This is a genomic window from Amycolatopsis kentuckyensis, assembly GCF_041679295.1.
Lineage (GTDB): Bacteria > Actinomycetota > Actinomycetes > Mycobacteriales > Pseudonocardiaceae > Amycolatopsis > Amycolatopsis kentuckyensis_A.
Map to the genome: position 1 here is coordinate 203729 of NZ_JBGDMD010000005.1, position 22210 is coordinate 225938.

Below are 22210 nucleotides of genomic sequence, written 5' to 3' on the forward strand. Positions count from 1 at the left end.
GATCAGCTTCCGGTTTCCAGCTGGGGCCGGGTTGTGCCGATGCTGTGCACTCGCTGTGCGGGCACGGCCACGGGCAGGCGCACCGCGAACTCCGTCCGGCCGGGGCGGCTGTGCACCTCGATCGTGCCGTGGTGGGCGACCACGACGGCGCACGCGATCGCCAGCCCGAGCCCGGTGCTGCCGGCCGTGCGGGAGCGAGAGGAGTCGCCGCGGGCGAAGCGTTCGAAGACGTCCGGTAGCAGGTCCGGGGCGATGCCGGGACCGTTGTCGGTCACGGTGATCACGGCGCTGCCGTCGGCCGAGCGGGCGAGCGACGTCGCGACCGTCGTGCCGGGCGGGGTGTGCGTGCGCGCGTTGGCCAGCAGGTTCGCCAGGACCTGGTGCAGCCGCTGGACGTCGCCGAGCGCGAGCACCGGGTCCGGGGGCAGTTCCAGCAGCCACCGGTGGTCGCGCCCGGCGACCTGGGCGTCGCCGACGGCGTCGGCGACCAGCCGGGTGAGGTCGACGTCGCGCAGGTCGAGCGGGCGGCCCGCGTCGAGCCGGGCGAGCAGCAGGAGGTCTTCGACGAGCGCGCTCATCCGGACGGCCTCGGACTGGATCCGGCCCATCGAGTGCGCGACGTCGGGGGGCACCAGCGCGCTGCCGCGGGCGGCCAGCTCGGCGTACCCGCGGATCGCGGCCAGCGGCGTCCGCAGCTCGTGGCTGGCGTCGGCGACGAACTGGCGGACGCGCAGCTCGCTGTCGTGCCGGGCTTCTAGGGCTTGGGAGACGTGGCTGAGCATCAGGTTCAGCGCCGAGCCGACCTGGCCGACCTCGGTGCGCGGGTCGGTGTCGGAATCCGGCACACGGATCGACAGCGCCACCTGCCCGCGGTCGAGCGGCAGCTCGGTGACGCGCCCGGCGGTGGCCGCGACTCGCTCGAGCGGCCGCAGCGTCCGGCGGACCGCGAAGGCGCCGAGGAAGGCCGCGCCGAGCACGCCGGCGGCGGCGACACCGAAGAGGATGAGCGCGACGGTGAGCAGCGTGTCGGTGACCGGTTTCATCGGCAGGCCGGTGACCACGACCTCGGACGTCCCGGGCACCCGCAGGGCCATCAGCCGGTACTCGCCGAGGTCGTCGAAGGACACCGTGTGCGGCTTGCCGTCGGTGGGCACCGAAAGCATCACGGCCTGCTGCGCCGCGCTGAGGCTCATGCCCTCGCCGTGCTCGGAGATGCTGTCGTCGTGGACCTTCACCCGCCCGTCGAAGGTGGCGCTCACCGTGCCGACGTTCTGGCCGAGGGGGTGCTCGCCGCCCTGGTCGTCCGGCGGCCCGCCGTCCTGGCGGCCGGGGTTGCTCGCGAAGACCAGCGAGCGCGTCGCCGCGGCGGAGAGCTGCTGGTCGATCTGGCGGGTGAGGAACACGTCGAGCGCGAACTCGCTGACCACCCCGACGATCAGGCACACCACGGTGAGCAGCACGACCATCGACCCGGTCAGCTTCGCGCGCAGCGAAAAGCGCCCCCGGCGGGGGTGCGGTGCAACGGATCGCGCGGCCATGGGTAAAGCGTCCGTCGACGCCGTGTGTGCGGGTTGTGTGCTGCCTGTGAGGCGGCTGTGCGGTGACCGGCCTGTCGCGGAAGTCCGGTTCCTCCGGTCACAGGAACGGCTGACGGCAGGCACAGTCCGCACACAGCCGGTCCCGCCACCGTGGATCGCACACCTCGTTAAGGAGCAACAGATGACGACACCGCAGGCACCGTCCACTCCGGATCAGACGTGGGGCGCGGCCCCCGCCCCGGGCACCCCGCCGCGACCGGCTTGGTCCCCGGGCAAGAAGATCGCGGCGGGCGCCGTCGCGGTCGCCATCGTGGCCGGCGGGGGAGCGGCGATCTGGGCCGCTTCGTCGTCATCCGCGGCGACGGACTCGGCGACCGGCCCGGGCGGGATGCCGGGCGGGATGCAGGGCGGCCTGGGCGGCATGGGTGGCTTGGGGTCGGCGTTGCACGGGGAGTACGTGGCGTCGGACGGAAACGGCGGCTACGTCACGAAGATCACCCAGACCGGCGAGGTGACGGCGCTGAGCGCGACCTCGCTGACGGCGAAGAGCGAGGACGGGTTCTCGAAGACGTACACGATCACCTCGGACCAGGCGACGGGCTTGGCAACGGGCGACACGGTGACGGTGGTGGCCACGGAGTCGGGCGACACGGCAACGGCGACGTCGGTGAGCGACGGCGCCACGGGCGGCCAGGGCCAGCCTCCGGGCGGCGGCCAGGGAACCCCGCCGACCCAGACCGGCTGACGGCGCGGCGGCCCCGGGGTCAGCGGCGGTCGTAGTCGACCGCGACCTCCGGGGTCGTCGCTCGCGCCCGGCACGTCAGGATCCGGTTCGCCGCCACGTCGTCCTCCGTCAGCGCGTAGCGGACGTCCATGTCGACCTGCCCGTGCCGCAGCGTCGCCCGGCACGTCCCGCACGCGCCGCCCGTGCACGAGTACGGCACCTCGAAGCCCGCCCGCATCGCCGCGTCCAGCACCGTTTCGCCGGCTTCCGCGCGGACGCACGTCGTCGTCCCGCCCAGCGTCACCGCCACGTTCGCCGGGGTGCCCGCCGGGTCGCGCAGGGGGGCCGCGCCGCGGAACAGTTCGAAGTGGACGTTCTCCTCGGGGACGTCCGCGTCGGCCAGCGTGCCGCGGACCAGCTCCATCAAGCCGCGCGGGCCGCACAGGAACCACTCGTCGACCTTCGCCGGGTGCAGGCGGTTCTGCAGCAGCGCCCGCAGGCGCGTCCCGTCGAGGCGGCCGCGCTGGTAGCGCTCGTGGGAAATCGCCAGCGCCTCGCCGAGCGTGTCGAACTGGCGGGGCCGGTGCGCGTGCAGGTCCGGGTCGCGCTCGTCGGTCCGGTAGTGGACGACGTGCAGCCGTCCCCCGAACCCCTCGGCGAGCGCGCTCAGCTCCTTCGCGAACAGCGTCGTCGCGCCGGAAGTGTTGACGTACAACAACGTCGCGCGGCTGTGTGGCTCCGCGGACAGCGCGCTGACCACGATGGACAGCACCGGCGTGATGCCGCTGCCCGCCGCCAGCGCGACGTAGTGCGCGGTCCGGGACGGGTCCGGTGTGAGCGTGAACCCTCCGGACGGCGGCAGGACGTCCAGAAAGTCGCCGACGGACAGCGTCGTCGTCGCGAAGCCGGAGAACGCGCCGCCCGGACGGCGTTTCACCGCGATCCGCAGCTCGCCCGCGTCCGCCGGCGCGCAGATCGAGTACGTCCGGCGGACCGGCTGCCCGTCGAGCACCGCGCGGACCGCGACGTGCTGGCCCGGCGTGAACCGGAACTCCTCCGCCAGCTGCGGCGGGACGTAGAAGGTGATCGCGACGGCGTCCGCGGTCAACGGCCGGATCTCGCGGACCCGCAGCCGGTGGAACCGGCTCGGCCCGAGCGGCGGCGAGGCCGGTGCGGGCACGGACACCTCCGGGGAGCAGTCGAGGCCGGCCGCCGCCCGGTACTCCGCCGCAGTCAGGTCCCGGCCGCCGGCGGTGCGGATCGGGACGTCGCGGGCCAGGTACGCCTCGCGGTTCTCCAGCCAGACCCGGCGGTACCGGTGGAACGGGACGGCGGGGTGCAGGTGGTGCACCAGGTGCAGGTTCTGGGCCAGCAGCACTGGCGTGAGCAGCCAGTCGAGGCCGACGCGCACGCGGGTGGCGCCGAACCGGTCCGCGGCGGGCAGGCCGTGGTGCGGCAGCCAGGCGAACGACCACGCGAGCAGGGCCATGCCGAGCCGCTGCGGCAGCAGGTAGACGAACAGCAGCTCGACGCCGTGCCCGGCCGCGATGAGCGCGACCGCCGCCGACAGCGCCGCGGTGAGCACCACCAGCGTCTCGGTCAGCTCGTGCGTGGGCCGCGACCGCAGCCGGGAGAAGTAGCAGCGCGCGTACGCGAAGTCGAGGGTCAGCCAGCGCAGCGGCAGCTGCCAGCGCGGGCCCCGCGACGTCCAGGCGTCCGGGTCGGCGGGCACCGACGCGTTCGTGTGGCGGTGGTGCTCGCCGTGGGCGAACCGCAGCGAGGGGAACGACGCGTACGCCGCGACGAACGGGACGGCCAGCCGGCCGAGCACCTCGTTGACCCAGGTCAGTTTCCCCGCCGAGTGGTGGGCCGACTCGTGCACGACCGTGTACATGGCGAAGGTGACGAAGGTGTTCAGCACGACGGTGACCACCGGCGGCACGAGCCCCGCCAGCAGCAGCCAGGTCGAGGTGATCCCCAGCGCCAGGCCGCCGGCGAAGAGCAGGAGGACGGGCAGGGAGACGGCGGGCAGGCTGATCCGCGGCGCGGGCAAGCCACGGGCGGTCGTCTCACCGATCGCCGGCACGACGGCAGGGCCGTGCTGCTGGGTGAGGGCGACGGGCATCGAGCGGTCTCCTCGGTCGAGAAGCTCCTGGCCAGGCGGGAGTCACCGTAGACAACTGATCGGGGTTTGTAAACGTTACAGCAGAGCCCGAAAAAAGGTGTCGGCCAGCGGGACGCAACCGGCGGGTAAGCTCGCCGTGTGAAGGCGGTCACCCACCCGGCGCCGGCGCGGACCCGGGAGAAGCTGCTGGCCGTGGCGGCCGACGTCATCGAGGCCGACGGCTGGGCCGCCGTCACCATGGGCAAGCTGGCCGCGCGGGTCGGCGTGAGCAGGCAGACCGTCTACAACGAACTGGGCTCCAAGGCCGAGCTGGCCAAGGCGCTGATGCTGCGCGAGACGGACCGCTTCGTCGAGCGCGTGACGGACGACGTCGCGGCGCACCCGGACGATCCGGTCGAGGGCGTGACGGCAGCGTTCCGGCACACGCTCGAAGCGGCCCGGGCGAACCCCCTGCTGGAGATTGCGCTGGGCGTCCAGCAGGGCGGCCGCGACGACTTCCTCCCGCTGCTGACGTCCCAGCCCGAGGCGGTGCTGGGCCGCGCGGTCGACGCGGTCGCGGCGGTCTTCGCCGGTGCTTACCCCAGGGTCCGGCTGACGGCGTCGGAGTGGGCGGTGGCGGTCGAGGCGTTCATGCGGTTGCTGCTGTCGCACCTGGTTCAGCCCAGCGGGTCGGCCGAGCACGCGGTGGGCCAGATGCGCTGGGTGATCGGCCGGATGCTGGGGTAGCGACGCCGTCGGGTGCGCCGGTGACGCCGGTCCGTGCATCGGCCGTGACGCCGCAGGTGGCCCCCGCCCCGGCGGCGCGGGCCACTGGCCTAGACTCGGACGTCCCGGTCTGCAGGTGACCTGGGGCCATTTCCGCAGGATTGTCCTACACAATCGTTACCGCTCGAGGAGAAGACCTTGAAGAGCACCGTCGAGCAGCTGAGCCCGACGCGAGTCAAGATCAATGTCGAGGTGCCGTTCGACGAGTTGAAGCCGAACTTCGACCGCGCCTACCGCAAGATCGCCCAGCAGGTGCGCATCCCGGGCTTCCGGCCCGGCAAGGCGCCCGCTCGCGTCCTGGAAAGCCGGATCGGGCGCGGCCCGGTGCTCGACGAGGTCGTCAACGAGGCCATCCCGGCCAAGTACATCGAGGCCGTTCGCGAGAACGAGGTCCGCACGCTCGGCAACCCCGAGTTCGACGTGACCAAGCTCGAAGACCGCGACGTCCTCGAGTTCACCGCCGAGGTCGACGTGCGCCCGGAGATCGAGCTGCCCGACCTGGACGGCTTCGCGGTCACCGTCGACGACGTCGAGCTGACCGACGCCGAGGTCGACGAGCAGCTCGACGAGCTGCGCGCCCGCTTCGGCACGCTGACCGGCGTCGAGCGCCCGGCCGAGACCGGCGACTTCGTCTCGATCGACCTGTCCGCCACCGTCGACGGCGAGGCCGTCGAGGAGGCGAGCACCACCGGGCTGTCCTACGAGATCGGCTCCGGCCAGCTCGTCGACGGCATCGACGAGGCGATCGTCGGCGCCAACGCCGGCGAGACCAAGACGTTCACCACCCAGCTCGTCGCCGGGGAGCACGCCGGCAAGGACGCCGAGGTGACCGTGACCGTCCAGTCGGTCAAGCAGCGCGAGCTGCCCGAGGCCGACGACGAGTTCGCCCAGATGGCCAGCGAGTTCGACACGATCGAAGAGCTCAAGGGCGACCTGCGCGAGCGCCTGGGCCGCGTCAAGAAGATGCAGCAGGGCGTCCAGGCCCGCGACAAGGTGCTCGACGAGCTCCTGGAGCGCACCGAGGTGCCGATCCCGGAGAAGGTCCTCGACGCCGAGATCGAGAACCGCAAGCACGACGCGATCCACCCGTTCGACCACGACGAGGCCCAGTTCGCGCAGGCCCTCGAGGCCGAAGGCCGCACGCTCGAGGAGTTCGACGCGGAGACCCGCACCGAGTCGGAGAAGGCCGTCCGCACGCAGCTGCTGCTGGACACCATCGCCGACAAGGAAGAGGTGTCGGTCAACGACGGCGAGCTCACCGAGCGGATCATCTACCAGGCCCAGCGCTTCGGGATCAGCCCGGACGAGTACGTCCAGCGCGCCCAGCAGTCCGGCCAGCTGACCGCCATCTACGCCGACGTCCGGCGCGGCAAGGCCCTCGCCTCGGTGGTCCGCAAGACCACCGTGACCGACGGCTCCGGCGCCGAGGTCGACCTCACCGAGCTGTTCGGCTCCGAAGAGCCGGCCGGCGACGAGGCAACCCAGGAGACGCAGGTCACCGACGAGGCGGCGAAGACTCCGGCGGAGTGAAGCTGTGAGCGAACTTGGGCGGTGTCAGGCATTCTGCACCGCCCGAGTTCGTTAGGGTCGGATACAAGATCTCAAGCATCTGAAACGACAGCGGCGGCCGTCAGCACCGGGCCGCCGCCGGCGAAAAGGCAGGCAGACGTGACGCAGCACACGCCCGAGGCGCGGTCCGGCACCGCGGGACTCACCCTCACCGACTCGGTGTTCGAGCGGTTGCTCCAGGAGCGCATCGTCGTCCTCGGTTCCGAGGTCAACGACGAGGTCGCCAACCGGATCACCGCGCAGCTGTTGCTGCTCGACGCCGACGACGCCGAGTCCGACATCCGCTTCTACATCAACTCGCCGGGCGGTTCGGTCACCGCCGGCTTCGCGATCTACGACACCATGCAGCTCATCCGCCCGGACGTCGCGACCTACGCGATGGGCATGGCGGCCTCGATGGGGCAGTTCCTGCTGTCCTCGGGCACGCCGGGCAAGCGCTACGCGCTCCCGCACGCGCGCATCCTGATGCACCAGCCGTCGGCGGGTGTCGGCGGCACGGCGTCGGACATCGCGATCCAGGCCGACCTGTTCAACAAGTGGAAGCAGGAGCTGGCCCGGATCACCGCGGACCAGACCGGCCAGACGGTCGAGCAGATCATCAAGGACGGGGACCGCGACCGCTGGTTCACCGCGCAGGAGGCGAAGGACTACGGGTTCGTGGACCACGTCCTCACCGCCGACATCGCCCGTCCGGGCTCGAACTGAGCGCGAAGCACACAGGAGACTCGATCATGAGCAACTTCCGGCTCCCGGGTGACTTCCAGGCCCCGAGCACGCCCCAGTCGCGGTACATCCTGCCGTCGTACGTGGAGCGGACCAGCTACGGCGTCAAGGAGTCGAACCCGTACAACAAGCTCTACGAAGAGCGGGTCATCTTCCTCGGCGTGCAGGTGGACGACGCGTCGGCCAACGACGTGATGGCCCAGCTGCTGCACCTCGAGCACGAGGACCCGGACCGCGACATCCTGGTCTACATCAACTCGCCGGGTGGCTCCTTCACCTCGCTGATGGCGATCTACGACACCATGCAGTTCGTCCGCCCGGACATCCAGACGTACTGCCTCGGCCAGGCCGCCTCGGCCGCCGCGGTGCTGCTGTCGGCCGGCACGCCGGGCAAGCGCTACGCGCTGCCGAACTCGCGCGTGCTGATCCACCAGCCGGCCACCGAGGGCACCTACGGCCAGGTCTCCGACCTGGAGATCCAGGCGAACGAGATCCAGCGGGTGCGGCGCCAGATGGAGGTCATCCTGGCGAAGCACACTAACAAGGACCCGGACCAGATCCGGACCGACATCGAGCGCGACAAGATCCTGACGGCCGAGGAGGCCAAGGCGTACGGCATCATCGACGAGGTGCTGCCGTACCGGAAGGCGTCGGCTCTGTAGATCCGCCAGGCCGGTGTGTGTCGAGGAGACGACATACACCGGCACTCTGGTTTAGGGTCGTCCTCTGACGTGCTCCCGGCGCCTGTGGGTGTTCCCGCCCACGGCATCGGACGGGTACCGTCAGTGGCAATGCGTGAGGCTCCACTCGGTCGTCCGTGACCGGGGGTCGCACCGTCGCAACACACGTCAGGCGCGCCCACCGCGCGCCGGAGGGGACGAGGTCAACGGCCATGGCACGGATCGGTGACGGCGGAGACCTGCTGAAGTGTTCTTTCTGCGGGAAGAGCCAGAAGCAGGTGAAGAAGCTCATTGCCGGCCCCGGGGTCTACATCTGCGATGAGTGCATCGACCTCTGCAATGAGATCATCGAGGAGGAGCTGGCCGAGGCCGGCGACGTCAAGCTCGACGAGCTGCCCAAGCCCGCCGACATCCACGAGTTCCTCGAGCAGTACATCATCGGTCAGGACGACGCCAAGCGGACGCTCGCGGTAGCGGTCTACAACCACTACAAGCGGATCCAGGCGGACGACAAGGCCGGGCCGAAGGACTCCAAGGAGGAGTCGGTCGAGCTGGCCAAGTCGAACATTCTGATGCTCGGCCCCACCGGGTGCGGCAAGACCTACCTCGCGCAGACGCTGGCGAAGCTGCTCAACGTGCCGTTCGCGATCGCGGACGCCACGGCGCTGACCGAGGCCGGGTACGTCGGCGAGGACGTCGAGAACATCCTGCTCAAGCTCATCCAGGCGGCGGACTACGACGTCAAGCGGGCCGAGACCGGGATCATCTACATCGACGAGGTCGACAAGATCGCCCGGAAGAGCGAAAACCCGTCGATCACGCGGGACGTCTCCGGCGAGGGCGTGCAGCAGGCCCTGCTGAAGATCCTCGAGGGCACCACCGCCTCGGTCCCGCCGCAGGGCGGCCGCAAGCACCCGCACCAGGAGTTCATCCAGATCGACACGACGAACGTGCTGTTCATCGTGGCCGGCGCGTTCGCCGGGCTGGAGAAGATCATCAACGAGCGGGTCGGCAAGCGCGGCCTCGGCTTCGGCGCGGAGATCCGCACCAAGTCCGAGATCGAGGAGAGCGACGTCTTCTCCGACACCATGCCCGAGGACCTGATCAAGTTCGGGCTGATCCCGGAGTTCATCGGCCGGCTCCCGGTCGTGGCGACGGTCAACCACCTGGACAAGGACTCGCTGGTCAACATCCTGACCCAGCCGCGCAACGCCCTGGTGAAGCAGTACAAGAAGCTCTTCGAGATGGACAACGTCGAGCTCGAGTTCACCAAGACCGCGCTCGAGGCCATCGCCGACCAGGCGGTCCTGCGCGGGACCGGTGCCCGCGGGCTGCGCGCCATCATGGAAGAAGTGCTCCAGCCGGTGATGTACGACATCCCGAGCCGCGACGACGTGGCGAAGGTCGTCATCACCGAGCAGACCGTCCGGGAGAACGTGAACCCGACGATCGTCGCCCGGCAGCCGACGCGGCGCACGCGCAGCGAGCGCGGCGAGAAGTCGGCCTGAGGCCGGGCGTCTCCGGGCCGGCCGGCCCGGAGACCCGACAGGAAAGCTGAATGACTGCAGACTCTGTGCCGGTCACCGGTGGGGGCGCCGCCCCCGCCGGTGGCGTGCAGGCACCGCCGCCTCCGGAACCGGCGCCGGTGGCCGCCGGGCCGGCCCTCGGGTTCCGTGAGCTGAGCGAACGCGTCATCGCGTCCGCGGTCGAGCGGTACCCGTGGCTGAACCGGGTGCTGATGGGCGTGCTGGCCGTGTGCGCGGGCTCGTGCGTCGTGGCCGTGGTGTCCCGGCTGTCGCCGTTGCCGCTGATCCCGGTGCCGCTGTTCCTCGTCGCGGGTTACGGCCTCTGGCGGGCCCGTGGCGTGACCGACCGGCGCGCGCTGGGCAACTGGGTGCTGCTGTTCGCCGTCGCGGCCATGGTCGGCTTCTGGCTGATCTCGGTCGTCGGTCGCTGGGTCGAGTAACCCGCCGTTTGAACTCTCCGGGCGCTGGGTAAGACAGTCCCGTGGTAGATGCCCTCAGACCGTTCCGGCATCCCGCACTCTTCTACCGCGGTGACACCGAGTACCTGGACGCTGTCGTTGCGTACTTGCTCGAAGGCCTCGATCGAGGCGAACCCGTGGCCGCCGCCGTGCCCGGGCGCAATCTGCTGCTCATCGAGAAAGCCCTGGAAGACCGCGCCCACGAAGTCCGGCTGACCGACATGTGCCGGGTGGGCCGCAACCCCGGGGCGATCCTGCCGTCGGTCCTGCTCGCCTTCGCCGGCGACCACGCGGGCCCGGTGCGGATCGTGGCGGAGCCGGTGTGGGGTGACCGGACCGGCGCCGAGTACCCGGCGTGCGTGCTGCACGAGGCGCTCCTCAACAACGCGCTGGCGGGCCGCGACCTGGCGGTGCTGTGCCCGTACGACACCGCGGCGCTGCCGCCGGAGGTCCTGGCCGACGCCGAGCGCACCCACCCGGAGGTCTGGGGGCCGGCAGGGCCGTGCACCAGCGCCCGCTTCGACCCCGACGGCGTGCGCGCGGACTTCACGCGGCCGCTGGTCCCGCCGCCGGCCGCGGTCGAGCGGAAGTTCGACATCGGGCAGCTCGCCTCGCTGCGCGGGTTCGCCGAGATCTGGGCCGCCCGCCACGGCTTGCGCCGCCCCCGCCGCGACGACTTCGCGCTGGCGATCGCGGAGCTGACGACGAACAGCGTCCTGTACGGCGGCGGCACGGGGGTGTTGCGCCTGTGGGCGGAAGAGCGCCAGGTGGTGGGCGAGGTGACGGACGCGGGCACGATCACCGAGCCCCTGGCCGGCCGCATCCCCCCGGCGGCGACCACCCCGGGCGGTCGCGGGCTGCTGCTGGTGAACCGGCTGGCGGACCTGGTCCGCACGTACTGGGTCCCGGGCCGCACGACGACCCGGGTCCACTTCAGCTGCTGAGACGCGGGGTCAGTCCTTGCGGGGCACGTGCTTGCCGAGGAAGCTGATCAAGCTCGGCACCACCGTCCGGTTGAACGAGTCGCCGTGCTTGCCGTGGGCCGTGTGGGCCACCGCCGGGTGGGCCGCGTCGATGTAGCGGCGGACTCCCGTGATGAACGGGTCCTCCGTGCCGCACCAGATGCCGTTGGCCACGCTCTTCGTCTCGTCGATGTGGCGCAGCGGGTCCAGGGCCGTCCAGTCGTTGAGGCCGGTGAAGATGTGCCGCTTGGCCATCTCCTGCCAGGACAGGATCAGCGCCGGGGCCAGCGTCGCGACCGCGGCCGGCGGCTGGCGGCGCTCCACCCGGCGGCGCGTGTACACCAGCGCGCCGAACCCGCCCATCGAGACGCCCGTGCAGGCGAACGGCTGCCCGGTGTCGCCGCCGAAGCCGCGGGCCCGCAGCCATTGCGGGACCTCTTCGAGGATCATCGCCATCGGGTCGTCGCCGGGGTGCACCTCGTGCCAGTAGTTGTCGCCGCCGTCGACGGCCACGAAGCCGAACGCCGGGACCGCCTTGCGGGCGACGTCGCTGGCCAGCTGCTTGAGCGTGCCGGTCGGGGCCGCGCTGCGGGCGTTGCCGTGCAGGCCGTGCAGCATGAGCGACATCGGCAGCCCCTTCGGCGGGGTCTTCGACGGCAGGATGAACACCAGGTCGACCATCCGGCCGCGGGCCTGGGAGTAGACGCGCTCGACGCGGGTGCTGCCCAGCTGGGTCGTCGGGTTCGACGACGTCACGCCCAGCGTGCGCTGCAGCGCCTGGCTGAAGGGCAGCTTGCCGGTGGCGGTGCCGAGAGCCAGGCCGCCCACGGCCAGCCCGGACGCGCCCGCGATGAGCACGGACCGGCGCGACAGCCACCGCCGGGCGTCCCGGACCGCGGCCGCCCCGACCGTCTCCGGGATCAAGGGCTCGCCCGGAGGTCGCTCCCCGTTTTCGTCGTTCACCTGTCTCCGTCCCCCGCCTGCTGTTCGTAGGACGCCGCGCACCTGCTCCGCGTTCCCCTCACGTCCCTGCTCGCCGGGTTAGTCGTTCCCACCCTGCCCGGCGTTTCGGTTTCTCGCGCGCCAAGCCGCCTTCGCTGCCTCGGTCGAGCGTTCCGCCTGCTCCACAGTGTCCCCGAGACCCACCGCGAGGGTGATCCCCAGGGGTATCAAAATGTGGTCGATGCCCTGCTCGGCGGCCCCGAAGTGGCCCGAAGCCTCGAGCGTGACGAAGCCGTGCAGCGCGCTCCACAGCTGGGCGGCGGCCTGGTACTTGTCCACGGGCCGGAACCGGCCGGCCTCGATGGCCCGCTCGGTCGCCCGGACGATGTGGTCGAACGCCTCCAGGCCCTCCTGAGCGGCTTCGCGGCCCTCCTCGGTGGTGAGGTCGGACAGCGTCGCCCGTTTGCCGCCGGGCGCGGACTGCCCGAACGTCACCGCGAACAGCTGCGGCTGCTCGGCGACCGCCTGCCGGTAGGTGCGGGCCAGGCTGAAGATGTCGGCGACCGGGTCGTCGGTCTCGCCGACCCCGGCCAGCCACGTGCTCAGCCGCAGGAACCCCGTGCGCGCGACCTCGTCGACCAGCGCGGCCATGCCCCCGAAGTGCGTGTACACGGCCATCGTCGAGACGCCGACCTCCGCCGCCAGCTTGCGGGCCTGCAGGGCTTCGGGGCCGCCCTCGTCGAGCAGCCGGATGGCGGCCCGGACGAGCCGCTCCTTGACGTCGTTCGCGCGCGGTTTGGGGCTCATGCTTGCCAGTATCTCATAACCCTGTTATAAATGGCGTCATAACCGAGTTATGGCAACTCTGGAAGGGTCGGCATGGGCAACAAGTTCCTCGAAGGCAACTTCGCCCCGGTGAGCCGGGAGCACACGATCACCGAGCTGGCCGTCACGGGGGCGATCCCGGACTTCCTCGACGGCCGCTACCTGCGCAACGGGCCCAACCCGCTGTCCGAAGTGGACCCGGCGGCCTACCACTGGTTCATGGGCGACGGCATGGTCCACGGCGTGCGCCTGCGCGACGGCAAGGCCGAGTGGTACCGCAACCGCTGGGTCCGCAACCCGGCCGTCGCGGCGACGCTGAACGGCGAGGACCCGAGCCGCTTCTGCGGGCTCGACGCGCTGGGCGCCAACACCAACGTGATCGGCCACGCCGGCAAGACCCTCGCCCTGGTCGAGGCGGGCGCGCCGATCTACGAGCTGACCGACGAGCTCGACACGGTCGGCCGCTGCGACTTCGAGGGCACGCTGCCCGGCGGCTACACCGCTCACCCCAAGCGCGACCCGCGCACCGGCGAGCTGCACGCCGTCTCGTACTTCTTCGGCATGGGCAACAAGGTCCAGTACTCGGTGATCGACGCGGAAGGCCGCGCGCGCCGCACGGTCGACGTCGAGGTCACCGGGTCGCCGATGATGCACGACTTCTCCCTGACCGAGAAGCACGTCGTGTTCTACGACCTGCCGGTGACGTTCAACGCCGAGATGGCGGTGGCCGCCAGCGTGCCGAGCGCACTGCGGACGCCGGCGAAGCTGGTCGTGTCGGCCATGGTCGGCAAGGTCCGCGTGCCGGACCCGGTGACGGCGATGATGACGCGCAAGATCGGCGCGAACGGCGGCCTGCCCTACCGCTGGGACCCGAAGTACCCGGCGCGGATCGGCGTGATGCCCCGCGAGGGCGGCAACGGCGACGTCCGCTGGTTCGACGTCGAGCCGTGCTACGTCTTCCACCCGCTCAACGCCTACGACGACGGCGACTCGATCGTGCTGGACGTCGTCCGCCACCCGCGGATGTTCGACCGCGAGCTGCACGGCCCGGACGAGGGCGGCCCGACGCTGGACCGCTGGACGGTCGACCTGACCGCGGGCAAGGTCATCGAGGAGCGTCTCGACGACCGCGGCCAGGAGTTCCCGCGCGTGGACGAGCGCCTGGTCGGCCGCAAGCACCGCTACGGCTACTCGATGTCGGCCGACGGCGGCGCGAACCCGGGCGGGTCACTGTTCAAGCACGACTTCCGGACGGGTGGCCGCCAGGAACGCGCGTTCGGAGCGGGACGGCAGCCGGGCGAGTTCGTCTTCGCACCGTCCCATGAGGACGCGGCGGAGGACGACGGCGTGCTGATGGGCTTCGTCTTCGACCCGGCGACCCAGCGCAGCGACCTGACGCTGCTGGACGCGGGCACGCTGGAGACGGTCGCGGCGATCCACCTGCCGGACCGCGTGCCCAACGGCTTCCACGGCAACTGGGTCGAGTCGGCCTAGGTCAGGACGCGGTGGTCGCCGGTGTAGAGGTTCATCGAGTCGCCGCGGAGGAAGCCGATCAGGGTCATCCCGTTCTCCTCCGCCAGCTCGACCGCCAGTGACGACGGTGCCGACACCGCGGCCAGCAACCCGATCCCCGCCATCGCGGCCTTCTGCACCAGCTCGAACGACGCGCGCCCGGACACCAGCAAGCCGTGTCCGGGTGCGGGGATCCGGTTCTCCAGCACCGCCCAGCCCAGCACCTTGTCCACCGCGTTGTGCCGGCCGACGTCCTCGCGGACCACGGCGAGCTCACCGTCCGGGGTGAACAGTCCCGCCGCGTGCAGGCCGCCGGTGCTGGCGAACACCTTCTGCCGGGCGCGCAACGCGTCCGGCAGGCCGGCCAGCGTCTCGCTCTTCACCGCGAAGGCGGCCGAAGCAGGGGAGAAGCGGGTCTTGAGCTTGACCGCGTCGAGCGCCGCCTTGCCGCAGACCCCGCACGACGACGTCGTGTAGAAGTTGCGCTCGACCCCGGTGTCCGGCGGCGGCACGCCGTCGGCGAGCGCGATGTCCAGGACGTTGTAGGTGTTGCGGCCCTGGTCGTCGACGCCGTCGCAGTAGCGGGCGACCGCGATGTCCTCCCGGCCGCCGATCACCCCTTCGGACAGCAGGAAGCCGTGGGCCAGCTCGACGTCGTGCCCGGGCGTGCGCATCGTGACGGCCAGCGCCTTGCCGCCGACGCGCAGCTCCAGGGGTTCTTCGGCGGCCAGCGCGTCGGGGCGGCGCCGGTCTCCGGTCGCGGAGATCCGCCGCACCGGCCTGCGCACGGTCACCCTGCCCATGACCCACACCCTTCTCCGCCGGAAAGTTTGACACCCGCATGGTGCAACACCGGGTATTTAGTAATACATTCCCTCCATCATCCCCACTCTAGGAGAGGGATCCGATGGCTCTCGGTTTCCTGGACCGTTCCCGGATCGTCGCACCACCGGGCTGGACGCGCTGGCTGGTGCCGCCGGCGGCCCTTTCGGTACACCTGTCGATCGGGCAGGCCTACGCGTGGAGCGTCTTCAAGACGCCGCTCGAGAAGACGCTGCACCTCAACGGGACGCAGAGCTCGCTGCCGTTCCAGCTGGGCATCGTCATGCTCGGGCTGTCCGCCGCGTTCGGCGGCACCCTCGTCGAGAAGAACGGCCCGCGCTGGGCGATGTTCGTGTCGATGTGCTGCTTCGCCAGCGGATTCCTCATCTCCGCCCTCGGCGTCGCGACCGGCCAGTTCTGGCTGGTGGTCGTCGGCTACGGCGGGATCGGCGGCATCGGGCTCGGCATCGGCTACATCTCGCCGGTGTCCACGCTCATCAAGTGGTTCCCGGACCGGCCGGGCATGGCCACCGGCATCGCGATCATGGGCTTCGGCGGCGGCGCGCTGATCGCCTCGCCGTGGTCGTCGTCGATGCTCGGCACCGCGCCCACCACGGGCACCATCGCGACGGCGTTCCTCGTCCACGGCATCGTCTACGCCGTGTTCATGTCGATGGGCTGGCTGCTCGTGCGGGTGCCGGCCGACGACTGGAAGCCGGCGGGCTGGGAGCCCAAGACCGACCACGGCCGGGCGATGATCAGCACCGCGAACGTCTCAGCGGCCAACGCCATCAAGACGCCGCAGTTCTGGTGCCTGTGGGTCGTGCTCTGCTTCAACGTCACCGCGGGCATCGGCATCCTGGAGAAGGCGTCGCCGATGATCGTGGACTTCTTCAAGAGCACGTCCACGCCGGTCGGCACGGCCGCGGCGGCCGGGTTCGTCGCGCTGCTGTCACTGTGCAACATGCTCGGCCGGTTCGTCTGGTCGTCCACTTCGGACCTGGTGGGGCGCAAGAACATCTACCGCACCTACCTCGGCGTCGGCGCGGTGCTGTACCTGGTGATCGCGCTGACGCAGAACTCGTCGAAGCTCGTGTTCATCCTGTGCGCGATGGTGATCCTGTCCTTCTACGGCGGCGGGTTCGCGACGGTCCCGGCGTACCTGAAGGACCTCTTCGGCACCTACCAGGTCGGCGCGATCCACGGCCGGCTGCTCACCGCGTGGTCGGTGGCCGGCGTGCTCGGCCCGCTGATCGTCAACCGGATCGCCGACAGCGAGAAGGCGGCGGGCAAGTCCGGCCCGGACCTGTACACGACGTCGTTCTACATCATGATCGGCCTGCTCGTGGTCGGCTTCGTGGCCAACGAGCTGGTCCGCCCGGTCAAGGAGAAGTACCACGAGCCCGTCGCCGCGGGCGCGGCCGCGAGGAGTGAGGCGTGATGACCGAGCCGGCGACGAAACCCAACCGGGTACCGCTGATCGTGCTGGCGTGGGCGTGGGTGGTCCTGCCCTTCGGCTACGGCGTGTACCAGCTGTTCCTGAAGCTGGTGCAGCTCTTCGGCTGAGCCGTGTGACCTGCCTCACCCGTGCAGCGGAGGGCGGCCCGGCGGCGTCGGTAGGGCGTGCACCTACTGGGGAAGATCGCCGTCGCCGGGCTCGCCTTCACGGTCCTGTGCGGGACCGGGTACGGCTACGCGAACCTCCGCGCGCTCGACGACGTCACGCGCGACAGCGTGATCGGCGAAGACGGCACGGCGCCCGGCGAGCAGCCCGCCGACGGGTCGCTCGACATCCTGCTCGTCGGCCGGGACTCCCGGACCGACCAGCAGGAGAACCCGCTCCCCGCGGACGTCCTGCGCGAGCTGCGGGCCGGGGCGAACGGCGACGACCTCACCGACACGCTGATCGTGCTGCGGATCCCGAACGGGACGCACGAGGTGAAAGCGTTTTCCATCCCGCGCGACAGCTATGTGTCGATGCCCGGCGGCAAGGGCAAGATCAACGCCGCGTTCGGCCGCGCGAAGGCCACCGAAGCGAAACGGCAGCGTGACGCGGGGGAGACCGACAAGACCAAGATCACCAAGGCCGCCCTCACTGCCGGGCGGCGCGGGACGCGGCAGGCGGTCGAAGACCTCACCGGCGTCAAGATCGACCACTACGCCGAGGTCAACCTGCTCAGCTTCTACGAGATCAGCAAGGCGGTCGGCGGCGTCGACGTCTGCCTCAAGGAAGCCACGAAGGACCAGAACTCCGGCGCGGACTTCCCCGCCGGGCCGCAGAAGGTCCAGGGCGCCGAGGCGCTGGCCTTCGTCCGGCAGCGCGACGGGCTCCCGGGCACCGACTTCGCCCGCGTCCGGCGCCAGCAGGTGTTCCTCGCCGGGCTGGCGCGGCAGGTGTTGTCGGCGGGGACGCTGACCAGCCCCGGGAAGCTGTCCGACCTCATCGACGCTGTCAAGCGGTCGGTCGTGCTCGACGACTCGTGGAACCTGCTCGACTTCGTCGCCCAGATGCGTGGGGTCAGCGGCGGGGGCATCCGGTTCGAAACGATCCCGGTAGTAAACCGCGACTACCGGTACAACCCGGACAAGCCGAGCGCCACGGCGGTGCAGGTCGACCCGGCCGCCGTGAAAGCCTTCGCGGCGAGCCTCATCGGGACTCCGTCGTCGTCGACGCAGGCCGCCCCGGTCACCGTCGACGTCACCAACGCGAGCCCCAAGGGCGGCCTCGCGGCCCGCGTGTCGGGGTTCCTGGGCGAGCACGGCTTCGCCAAGGGCGCGACCGGGAACGCCGGCGCGCGCCGGACGTCGCTGGTCCGCTTCGGCGCGGACCTCGCGACGCAGGGCGCGGAGGTCGCGAAGCTGCTGGGCGGGCTGGCGACGCAGGAGTCCGCGGCGGTGCCGGCGGGCCACATCGAGGTCGTGCTCGGCACGGTCTACTCCGGACCCGGCACGACCGGCGGGGGCGGCGCCCCGGCCGCCGGTGACGAGCCGATCACGTCCGACGGCGTCGTCTGCGTGAATTGACCGGAGCTTTTCCGCGGGAAACTGCTGAACCCCGGGAAGAATTTGCGCGGATCCGCGCAAGAGCGTTTTCCGCCGACCGGACCACGGCGGACCACGCGGGTGACTGGTCTTGACGCTGCCTCCCTGGTGAGGCAGGGTGCGATGACCGTCGGCGGCAGGCCCGCCGGGCGGACCGGAAAAGATCACCGGACCGGTGACGACCCGGAAAGTCAATTTCCAGAAATACGGAAAGTCCGGAACCTATGCGTATCAGCGTTGCCCGCGGAGGGTGGCTCCTTCCGGTGCTCGCTTCCGCCGTTCTGTGCGCCGGGTGCCAGTCGGCGTCCGCCGCGGCGCACTACCCCGAATCGATCGACGCCTGCAAGCTGCCCGGGCCGAACGCGCACAACCAGCTCGCCCCCGGCACCGTCGAAGTCCCGGCCGCCTCGGTGAAGACCGCCGACGCGAAGGTCATCCCCCAGGACCGCTCGACCGAGGGCAACGACCTCACCAGCTGCAAGCGCGTGTTCGCCCGCGACCTCGGCGGCGGCAAGCCCAACCTGCAGGACTACCGGCTGGTGACGATCGCCGTGGTCCGGTTCACCGACTCCGACGCGGACGACGGAGCGACCAAGGCGAGCCAGCTGCTGACCGACGCGCTCGGCGACCACTCGGGCGTCCGGCTGGCCACCGACGTCGGCGACGAGGCCGGGTTCTCCGAGCAGTGGGCCGCGGTCCGCACGGGCAACGTGGTGCTGGGCATGGCGATCGCCGACGGCGGCACGGAAGCGGCGCTGATCCCCCCGGCGACGCTCGACAACGTCCAGGCGGTGGTCACCGACATGACCAACACCCTGCAGCGCGACTACAAGGGCTGAGGTTCCGCCGGTCGCGAAACCCGCTGACAGCCGCGCGCGGTGCGCGGCATCCTCCCGGAAGATCGGGAGGGGGCCGGGTGACCGGACGACGTGGTGGCCTGTGGCGGCACCGGGACTTCCGCCTGCTGTGGGCGGGCGGGCCGACCGGCAAGCTCGGCAGCTGTGACATCCGGGGCTTCGCCCCGGGCCGGGGGCTCCGCCACCCGGAGCCCCCGAAAGACGTGGTGTCACGACCGTCGCCTTGCCGCTGGTGGCTGTGCTCGTGACGCACGCCGGCCCGTTCACCGTGGGCTTGATCGCGGCCGCGTCCTGGGCGCCGTGTGCTGTTCAGCAGTGCGCCGGGAGATCGCCGACGGCCTGCGGTGGGTGGCCCGTGACCGGAACCTGCGCTCGCTGGCGGTGTTCAGCGCGGTCGCCAACGTCGCGCTGACCGGTTACCAGGCGATCCAGGTCGTCTTCTTCGTGCAGGAGGTGGGCGTTCCGCCCGGCGCCGTGGGCGTCCTGGTGGCGGCTCCGGGGGCCGGCGGGGTCGCCGTCGGCGCGGCGGTGGTGGCCGCGAACGTGCTCGCCGCGGGCTTCCGCCAGACGTACCCGCCGCCGGGCGTGCGCGGCCGGGTCGTCGCGACGAGCAGCCTGCTGGCCAACGGCTCGAGCGCCGCCGGCGCCCTGCTCGCCGGGGCCCTCGGCTCGCTGGCCGGACCGCGCGCGGCGGTGTGGGCGGTCATGGCCGTGCTGGTCGCGGCGACGGGGATCGCCGCCGCCGGTCCGATCCGGACCGGACGCGACCTCCCCGCCGCCGCGACGGAACCGGCTCGTCAGGCCTGAGGCTCGAGGCGCACCACGATCGCCTTCGACACCGGCGTGTTCGACTTCTCGGCCACCGAGTCCAGCGGCACCAGCGCGTTGGCCTCCGGGAAGTACGCCGCCGCGCAGCCCGGGGCCGTCGGGTAGGACACCACGCGGAACGCCGGTGCCCGGCGGTCGCCGTCGCGCCACTCCGAGACCAGGTCGACCAGCGCGCCGTCGGTCAGGCCGAGCGCCGTGATGTCGGCCGGGTTCACCAGCACCACCCGGCGGGCGTTCTCGATGCCGCGGTAGCGGTCGGACAGCCCGTAGATCGTGGTGTTGTACTGGTCGTGGCTGCGCATGGTCTGCAGCAGCAGCCGGCCCTCGGGCACGGCCGGGTACTCCAGTTCGGACACCGTGAAGTTGCCCTTGCCGTTGGCCGTCCCGGTGAACTCCCGCGAATCGCGCGGCGCGTGCGGCAGCACGAACCCGTCCGGCTCGCGGACGCGGCGGTTGTAGTCCTGGCAGCCCGGCACGACCCGGGAGATGCGGTCGCGGATCAGGTCGTAGTCGGTCTCGAACGTCCGCCACGGCACGGCGTGCCCGGCCCCGAACAGCGTCTCGCCCAGCCGGCAGACGATGGCGACCTCCGACAGCAGGTGCTCGCTGGCCGGCTTCAAGCGGCCGCGCGAGGTGTGCACCTGCGACATCGAGTCCTCGACCGTGACGAACTGCTCGCCGCTCGCCTGGACGTCCCGCTCGGTGCGGCCGAGCGTCGGCAGGACCAGCGCGGTGCGGCCGTGCACGACGTGCGACCGGTTCAGCTTCGTCGAGACGTGCACGGTGAGCGAGCACGACTCGAGCGCCTTCTCGGTCGCCTCCGTGTCCGGCGTCGCGGACGCGAAGTTGCCGCCCACGGCGAAGAACACCTTGCCGCGGCCGTCGCGCATCGCCCGGATCGCGTCGACGGTGTCGAAGCCGTGTTCGCGCGGGACCTCGACGCCGAATTCGGCGGCCAGCGCGTCCATGAAGGACTGCGGCATCTTCTCCCAGATGCCCATGGTCCGGTCGCCCTGGACGTTCGAGTGGCCGCGCACCGGGCACAGGCCCGCGCCCGGCTTGCCGATCATCCCGCGCATCAGCGCCAGGTTCGCGATCTCGGAGATGGTCGGGACGGCGTGCTTGTGCTGCGTCAGGCCCATCGCCCAGCAGTAGATCGTCCGCTCCGACGACGCGATCATCCGCGCGACGCGCTCGATCTGCTCGCGCGGCAGCCCGGTGGCGCGCTCGACCTCGGTCCAGTCGATCTCGCGCAGGTGCTTGGCGTAGTCGTCGAAGCCCTCGGTGACGCGCTCGACGAAGTCGCGGTCGACGATCGCGCCGGGCGCCTCCTCGTCCCAGGCCAGCAGCAGGTGCCCGACGGCCTGGAACAGCGCGAGGTCGCCGCCGAGGCGGATCTGCGCGAACTCGTCGGCCAGCGGCGTGCCCTTGCCGACGACGCCGCGGACGTTCTGCGGGTTCTTGAAGCGCATCAGCCCGGCTTCGGGCAGCGGGTTGACGGCGATGATCTTCGCGCCGTTCCCCTTGGCCTCTTCGAGCGCCGAGAGCATCCGCGGGTGGTTGGTGCCCGGGTTCTGCCCGACGACGACGATGAGGTCGGCCTTGTGGATGTCGGCGAGGCTGACCGAGCCCTTGCCGACGCCGGTCGTCGCGGCCAGCGCCGCGCCCGAGGACTCGTGGCACATGTTGGAGCAGTCGGGAAGGTTGTTGGTGCCGAAGGAACGCACCAGGAGCTGGTAGAGGAACGCGGCTTCGTTGCTGGTGCGGCCCGAGGTGTAGAAGATCGCCTCGTTCGGGTCGGTCAGCGCTTTCAGCTCGCCGGCGACCAGCTCGAACGCGTCGGCCCAGGAGATCGGTTCGTAGTGCGTCGCGCCTTCGCGGAGCACGAACGGCTCGGTGATCCGGCCCTGCTGGCCGAGCCAGTAGTCGGTCTTCGACCGGAGGTCCTCGACCGGGTGCTTCGCGAAGAACTCGCGGTCCACGCGCCGTTTCGTGGCTTCCTCGGCGACGGCCTTGGCGCCGTTCTCGCAGAACTCGGCCAGCTTGCGCTTCTCGCCGTCGACCTCGCGCGGTTCCGGCCACGCGCAGCCCGGGCAGTCGAAGCCTTCGCGCTGGTTCAGCAGCCGCAGCGCCTTGACCGTCCGGCCGGTGCCCATCTGCTCGACGCTGCGCGCGAGCGACACGGCCACGCCCGGTATCCCGGCCGCCCAGCCCTTCGGCTTGCCCACCTCGAGGCGGTTCTCGTCGACGTCCTGCACCGGCGCTTCACGGGTCATGCGTTCATCGTGCGCCTCGATGATCCGGAACGCGAA

General features: G+C 71.1%; 20 protein-coding genes. 14 read left to right on the forward strand and 6 right to left on the reverse strand.

All coding sequences use genetic code 11. The features are described 5' to 3' along the window. Positions 1–2: 2 nt before the first annotated feature. Positions 3–1538: a sensor histidine kinase gene (locus ACERZO_RS21960; RefSeq protein WP_372666602.1), complete on the reverse strand. Its 1536-nt coding sequence runs from the start codon at positions 1536–1538 to the stop codon at positions 3–5. Positions 1539–1719: 181 nt separating this feature from the next. Between ACERZO_RS21960 and ACERZO_RS21965 the strand changes: the two genes are divergently transcribed. Beyond that, positions 1720–2283 (forward strand): hypothetical protein, encoded by a 564-nt coding sequence (locus ACERZO_RS21965; protein ID WP_372666603.1) that lies wholly within the window; start codon positions 1720–1722, stop codon positions 2281–2283. Between the two features lie 19 nt (positions 2284–2302). On the opposite strand, the gene ACERZO_RS21970 is transcribed toward ACERZO_RS21965, so the two are convergent. Further along, a complete protein-coding gene (locus ACERZO_RS21970; RefSeq protein WP_372666604.1) occupies positions 2303–4387 on the reverse strand; it encodes a fatty acid desaturase in 2085 nt (694 codons plus the stop codon). 138 nt (positions 4388–4525) lie between these two features. Between ACERZO_RS21970 and ACERZO_RS21975 the strand changes: the two genes are divergently transcribed. The 7 genes from ACERZO_RS21975 (at position 4526) to ACERZO_RS22005 (ending at position 11052) form a co-directional block, all read left to right on the forward strand. Then, complete coding sequence (locus ACERZO_RS21975) at positions 4526–5113, forward strand: TetR/AcrR family transcriptional regulator (protein WP_372666605.1); 588 nt, start codon at positions 4526–4528, stop codon at positions 5111–5113. Positions 5114–5290: 177 nt separating this feature from the next. Next, positions 5291–6682, forward strand: coding sequence for a trigger factor (tig, locus tag ACERZO_RS21980; RefSeq protein ID WP_372666606.1), 1392 nt, complete (start codon positions 5291–5293; stop codon positions 6680–6682). A gap of 138 nt (positions 6683–6820) precedes the next feature. After that, positions 6821–7426, forward strand: coding sequence for a ClpP family protease (locus tag ACERZO_RS21985; RefSeq protein WP_372666607.1), 606 nt, complete (start codon positions 6821–6823; stop codon positions 7424–7426). 26 nt (positions 7427–7452) lie between these two features. Beyond that, positions 7453–8106: an ATP-dependent Clp protease proteolytic subunit gene (locus ACERZO_RS21990; RefSeq protein ID WP_372666608.1), complete on the forward strand. Its 654-nt coding sequence runs from the start codon at positions 7453–7455 to the stop codon at positions 8104–8106. A 230-nt stretch (positions 8107–8336) separates the two neighbouring features. Further along, positions 8337–9632 carry an ATP-dependent Clp protease ATP-binding subunit ClpX gene (gene clpX, locus ACERZO_RS21995; RefSeq protein WP_364455901.1) on the forward strand — a complete coding sequence of 432 codons (1296 nt, stop codon included), beginning with the start codon at positions 8337–8339 and terminating at the stop codon, positions 9630–9632. A 50-nt stretch (positions 9633–9682) separates the two neighbouring features. Next, positions 9683–10090, forward strand: coding sequence for a hypothetical protein (locus ACERZO_RS22000; RefSeq protein ID WP_372666609.1), 408 nt, complete (start codon positions 9683–9685; stop codon positions 10088–10090). A gap of 41 nt (positions 10091–10131) precedes the next feature. Further along, positions 10132–11052: an anti-sigma factor RsbA family regulatory protein gene (locus tag ACERZO_RS22005; protein ID WP_372666610.1), complete on the forward strand. Its 921-nt coding sequence runs from the start codon at positions 10132–10134 to the stop codon at positions 11050–11052. A gap of 9 nt (positions 11053–11061) precedes the next feature. On the opposite strand, the gene ACERZO_RS22010 is transcribed toward ACERZO_RS22005, so the two are convergent. Continuing rightward, positions 11062–11994: an alpha/beta hydrolase gene (locus tag ACERZO_RS22010; RefSeq protein WP_372667205.1), complete on the reverse strand. Its 933-nt coding sequence runs from the start codon at positions 11992–11994 to the stop codon at positions 11062–11064. 117 nt (positions 11995–12111) lie between these two features. Further along, on the reverse strand, positions 12112–12819 hold the full coding sequence (locus ACERZO_RS22015; protein ID WP_372666611.1) for a TetR/AcrR family transcriptional regulator: 708 nt from the start codon (positions 12817–12819) through the stop codon (positions 12112–12114). Between the two features lie 72 nt (positions 12820–12891). On the opposite strand from ACERZO_RS22015, the gene ACERZO_RS22020 reads away from it, so the two are divergent. After that, entirely contained in the window at positions 12892–14331 is a 1440-nt protein-coding gene (locus ACERZO_RS22020; protein WP_372666612.1) for a carotenoid oxygenase family protein, read from the forward strand. On the opposite strand, the gene fdhD is transcribed toward ACERZO_RS22020, so the two are convergent. After that, positions 14328–15152, reverse strand: coding sequence for a formate dehydrogenase accessory sulfurtransferase FdhD (fdhD, locus tag ACERZO_RS22025; protein WP_372666613.1), 825 nt, complete (start codon positions 15150–15152; stop codon positions 14328–14330). The genes ACERZO_RS22020 and fdhD overlap by 4 nt on opposite strands. A gap of 104 nt (positions 15153–15256) precedes the next feature. On the opposite strand from fdhD, the gene ACERZO_RS22030 reads away from it, so the two are divergent. The 5 genes from ACERZO_RS22030 (at position 15257) to ACERZO_RS22050 (ending at position 19877) form a co-directional block, all read left to right on the forward strand. After that, positions 15257–16612: an L-lactate MFS transporter gene (locus ACERZO_RS22030; RefSeq protein ID WP_372666614.1), complete on the forward strand. Its 1356-nt coding sequence runs from the start codon at positions 15257–15259 to the stop codon at positions 16610–16612. Continuing rightward, complete coding sequence (locus ACERZO_RS22035; RefSeq protein WP_436387787.1) at positions 16612–16737, forward strand: MFS transporter small subunit; 126 nt, start codon at positions 16612–16614, stop codon at positions 16735–16737. The genes ACERZO_RS22030 and ACERZO_RS22035 overlap by 1 nt, the downstream gene beginning before the upstream one ends. A gap of 57 nt (positions 16738–16794) precedes the next feature. Then, positions 16795–18195 (forward strand): LCP family protein, encoded by a 1401-nt coding sequence (locus ACERZO_RS22040; RefSeq protein WP_372666615.1) that lies wholly within the window; start codon positions 16795–16797, stop codon positions 18193–18195. 281 nt (positions 18196–18476) lie between these two features. Beyond that, positions 18477–19052: a hypothetical protein gene (locus ACERZO_RS22045; protein WP_372666616.1), complete on the forward strand. Its 576-nt coding sequence runs from the start codon at positions 18477–18479 to the stop codon at positions 19050–19052. Between the two features lie 333 nt (positions 19053–19385). After that, positions 19386–19877, forward strand: coding sequence for a hypothetical protein (locus ACERZO_RS22050; RefSeq protein WP_372666617.1), 492 nt, complete (start codon positions 19386–19388; stop codon positions 19875–19877). Here the strand turns inward: ACERZO_RS22050 and ACERZO_RS22055 are convergent. Then, positions 19868–22174 carry an FdhF/YdeP family oxidoreductase gene (locus ACERZO_RS22055; protein WP_372666618.1) on the reverse strand — a complete coding sequence of 769 codons (2307 nt, stop codon included), beginning with the start codon at positions 22172–22174 and terminating at the stop codon, positions 19868–19870. The two genes, ACERZO_RS22050 and ACERZO_RS22055, sit on opposite strands and share 10 nt — an antisense overlap. Positions 22175–22210 lie beyond the last annotated feature (36 nt).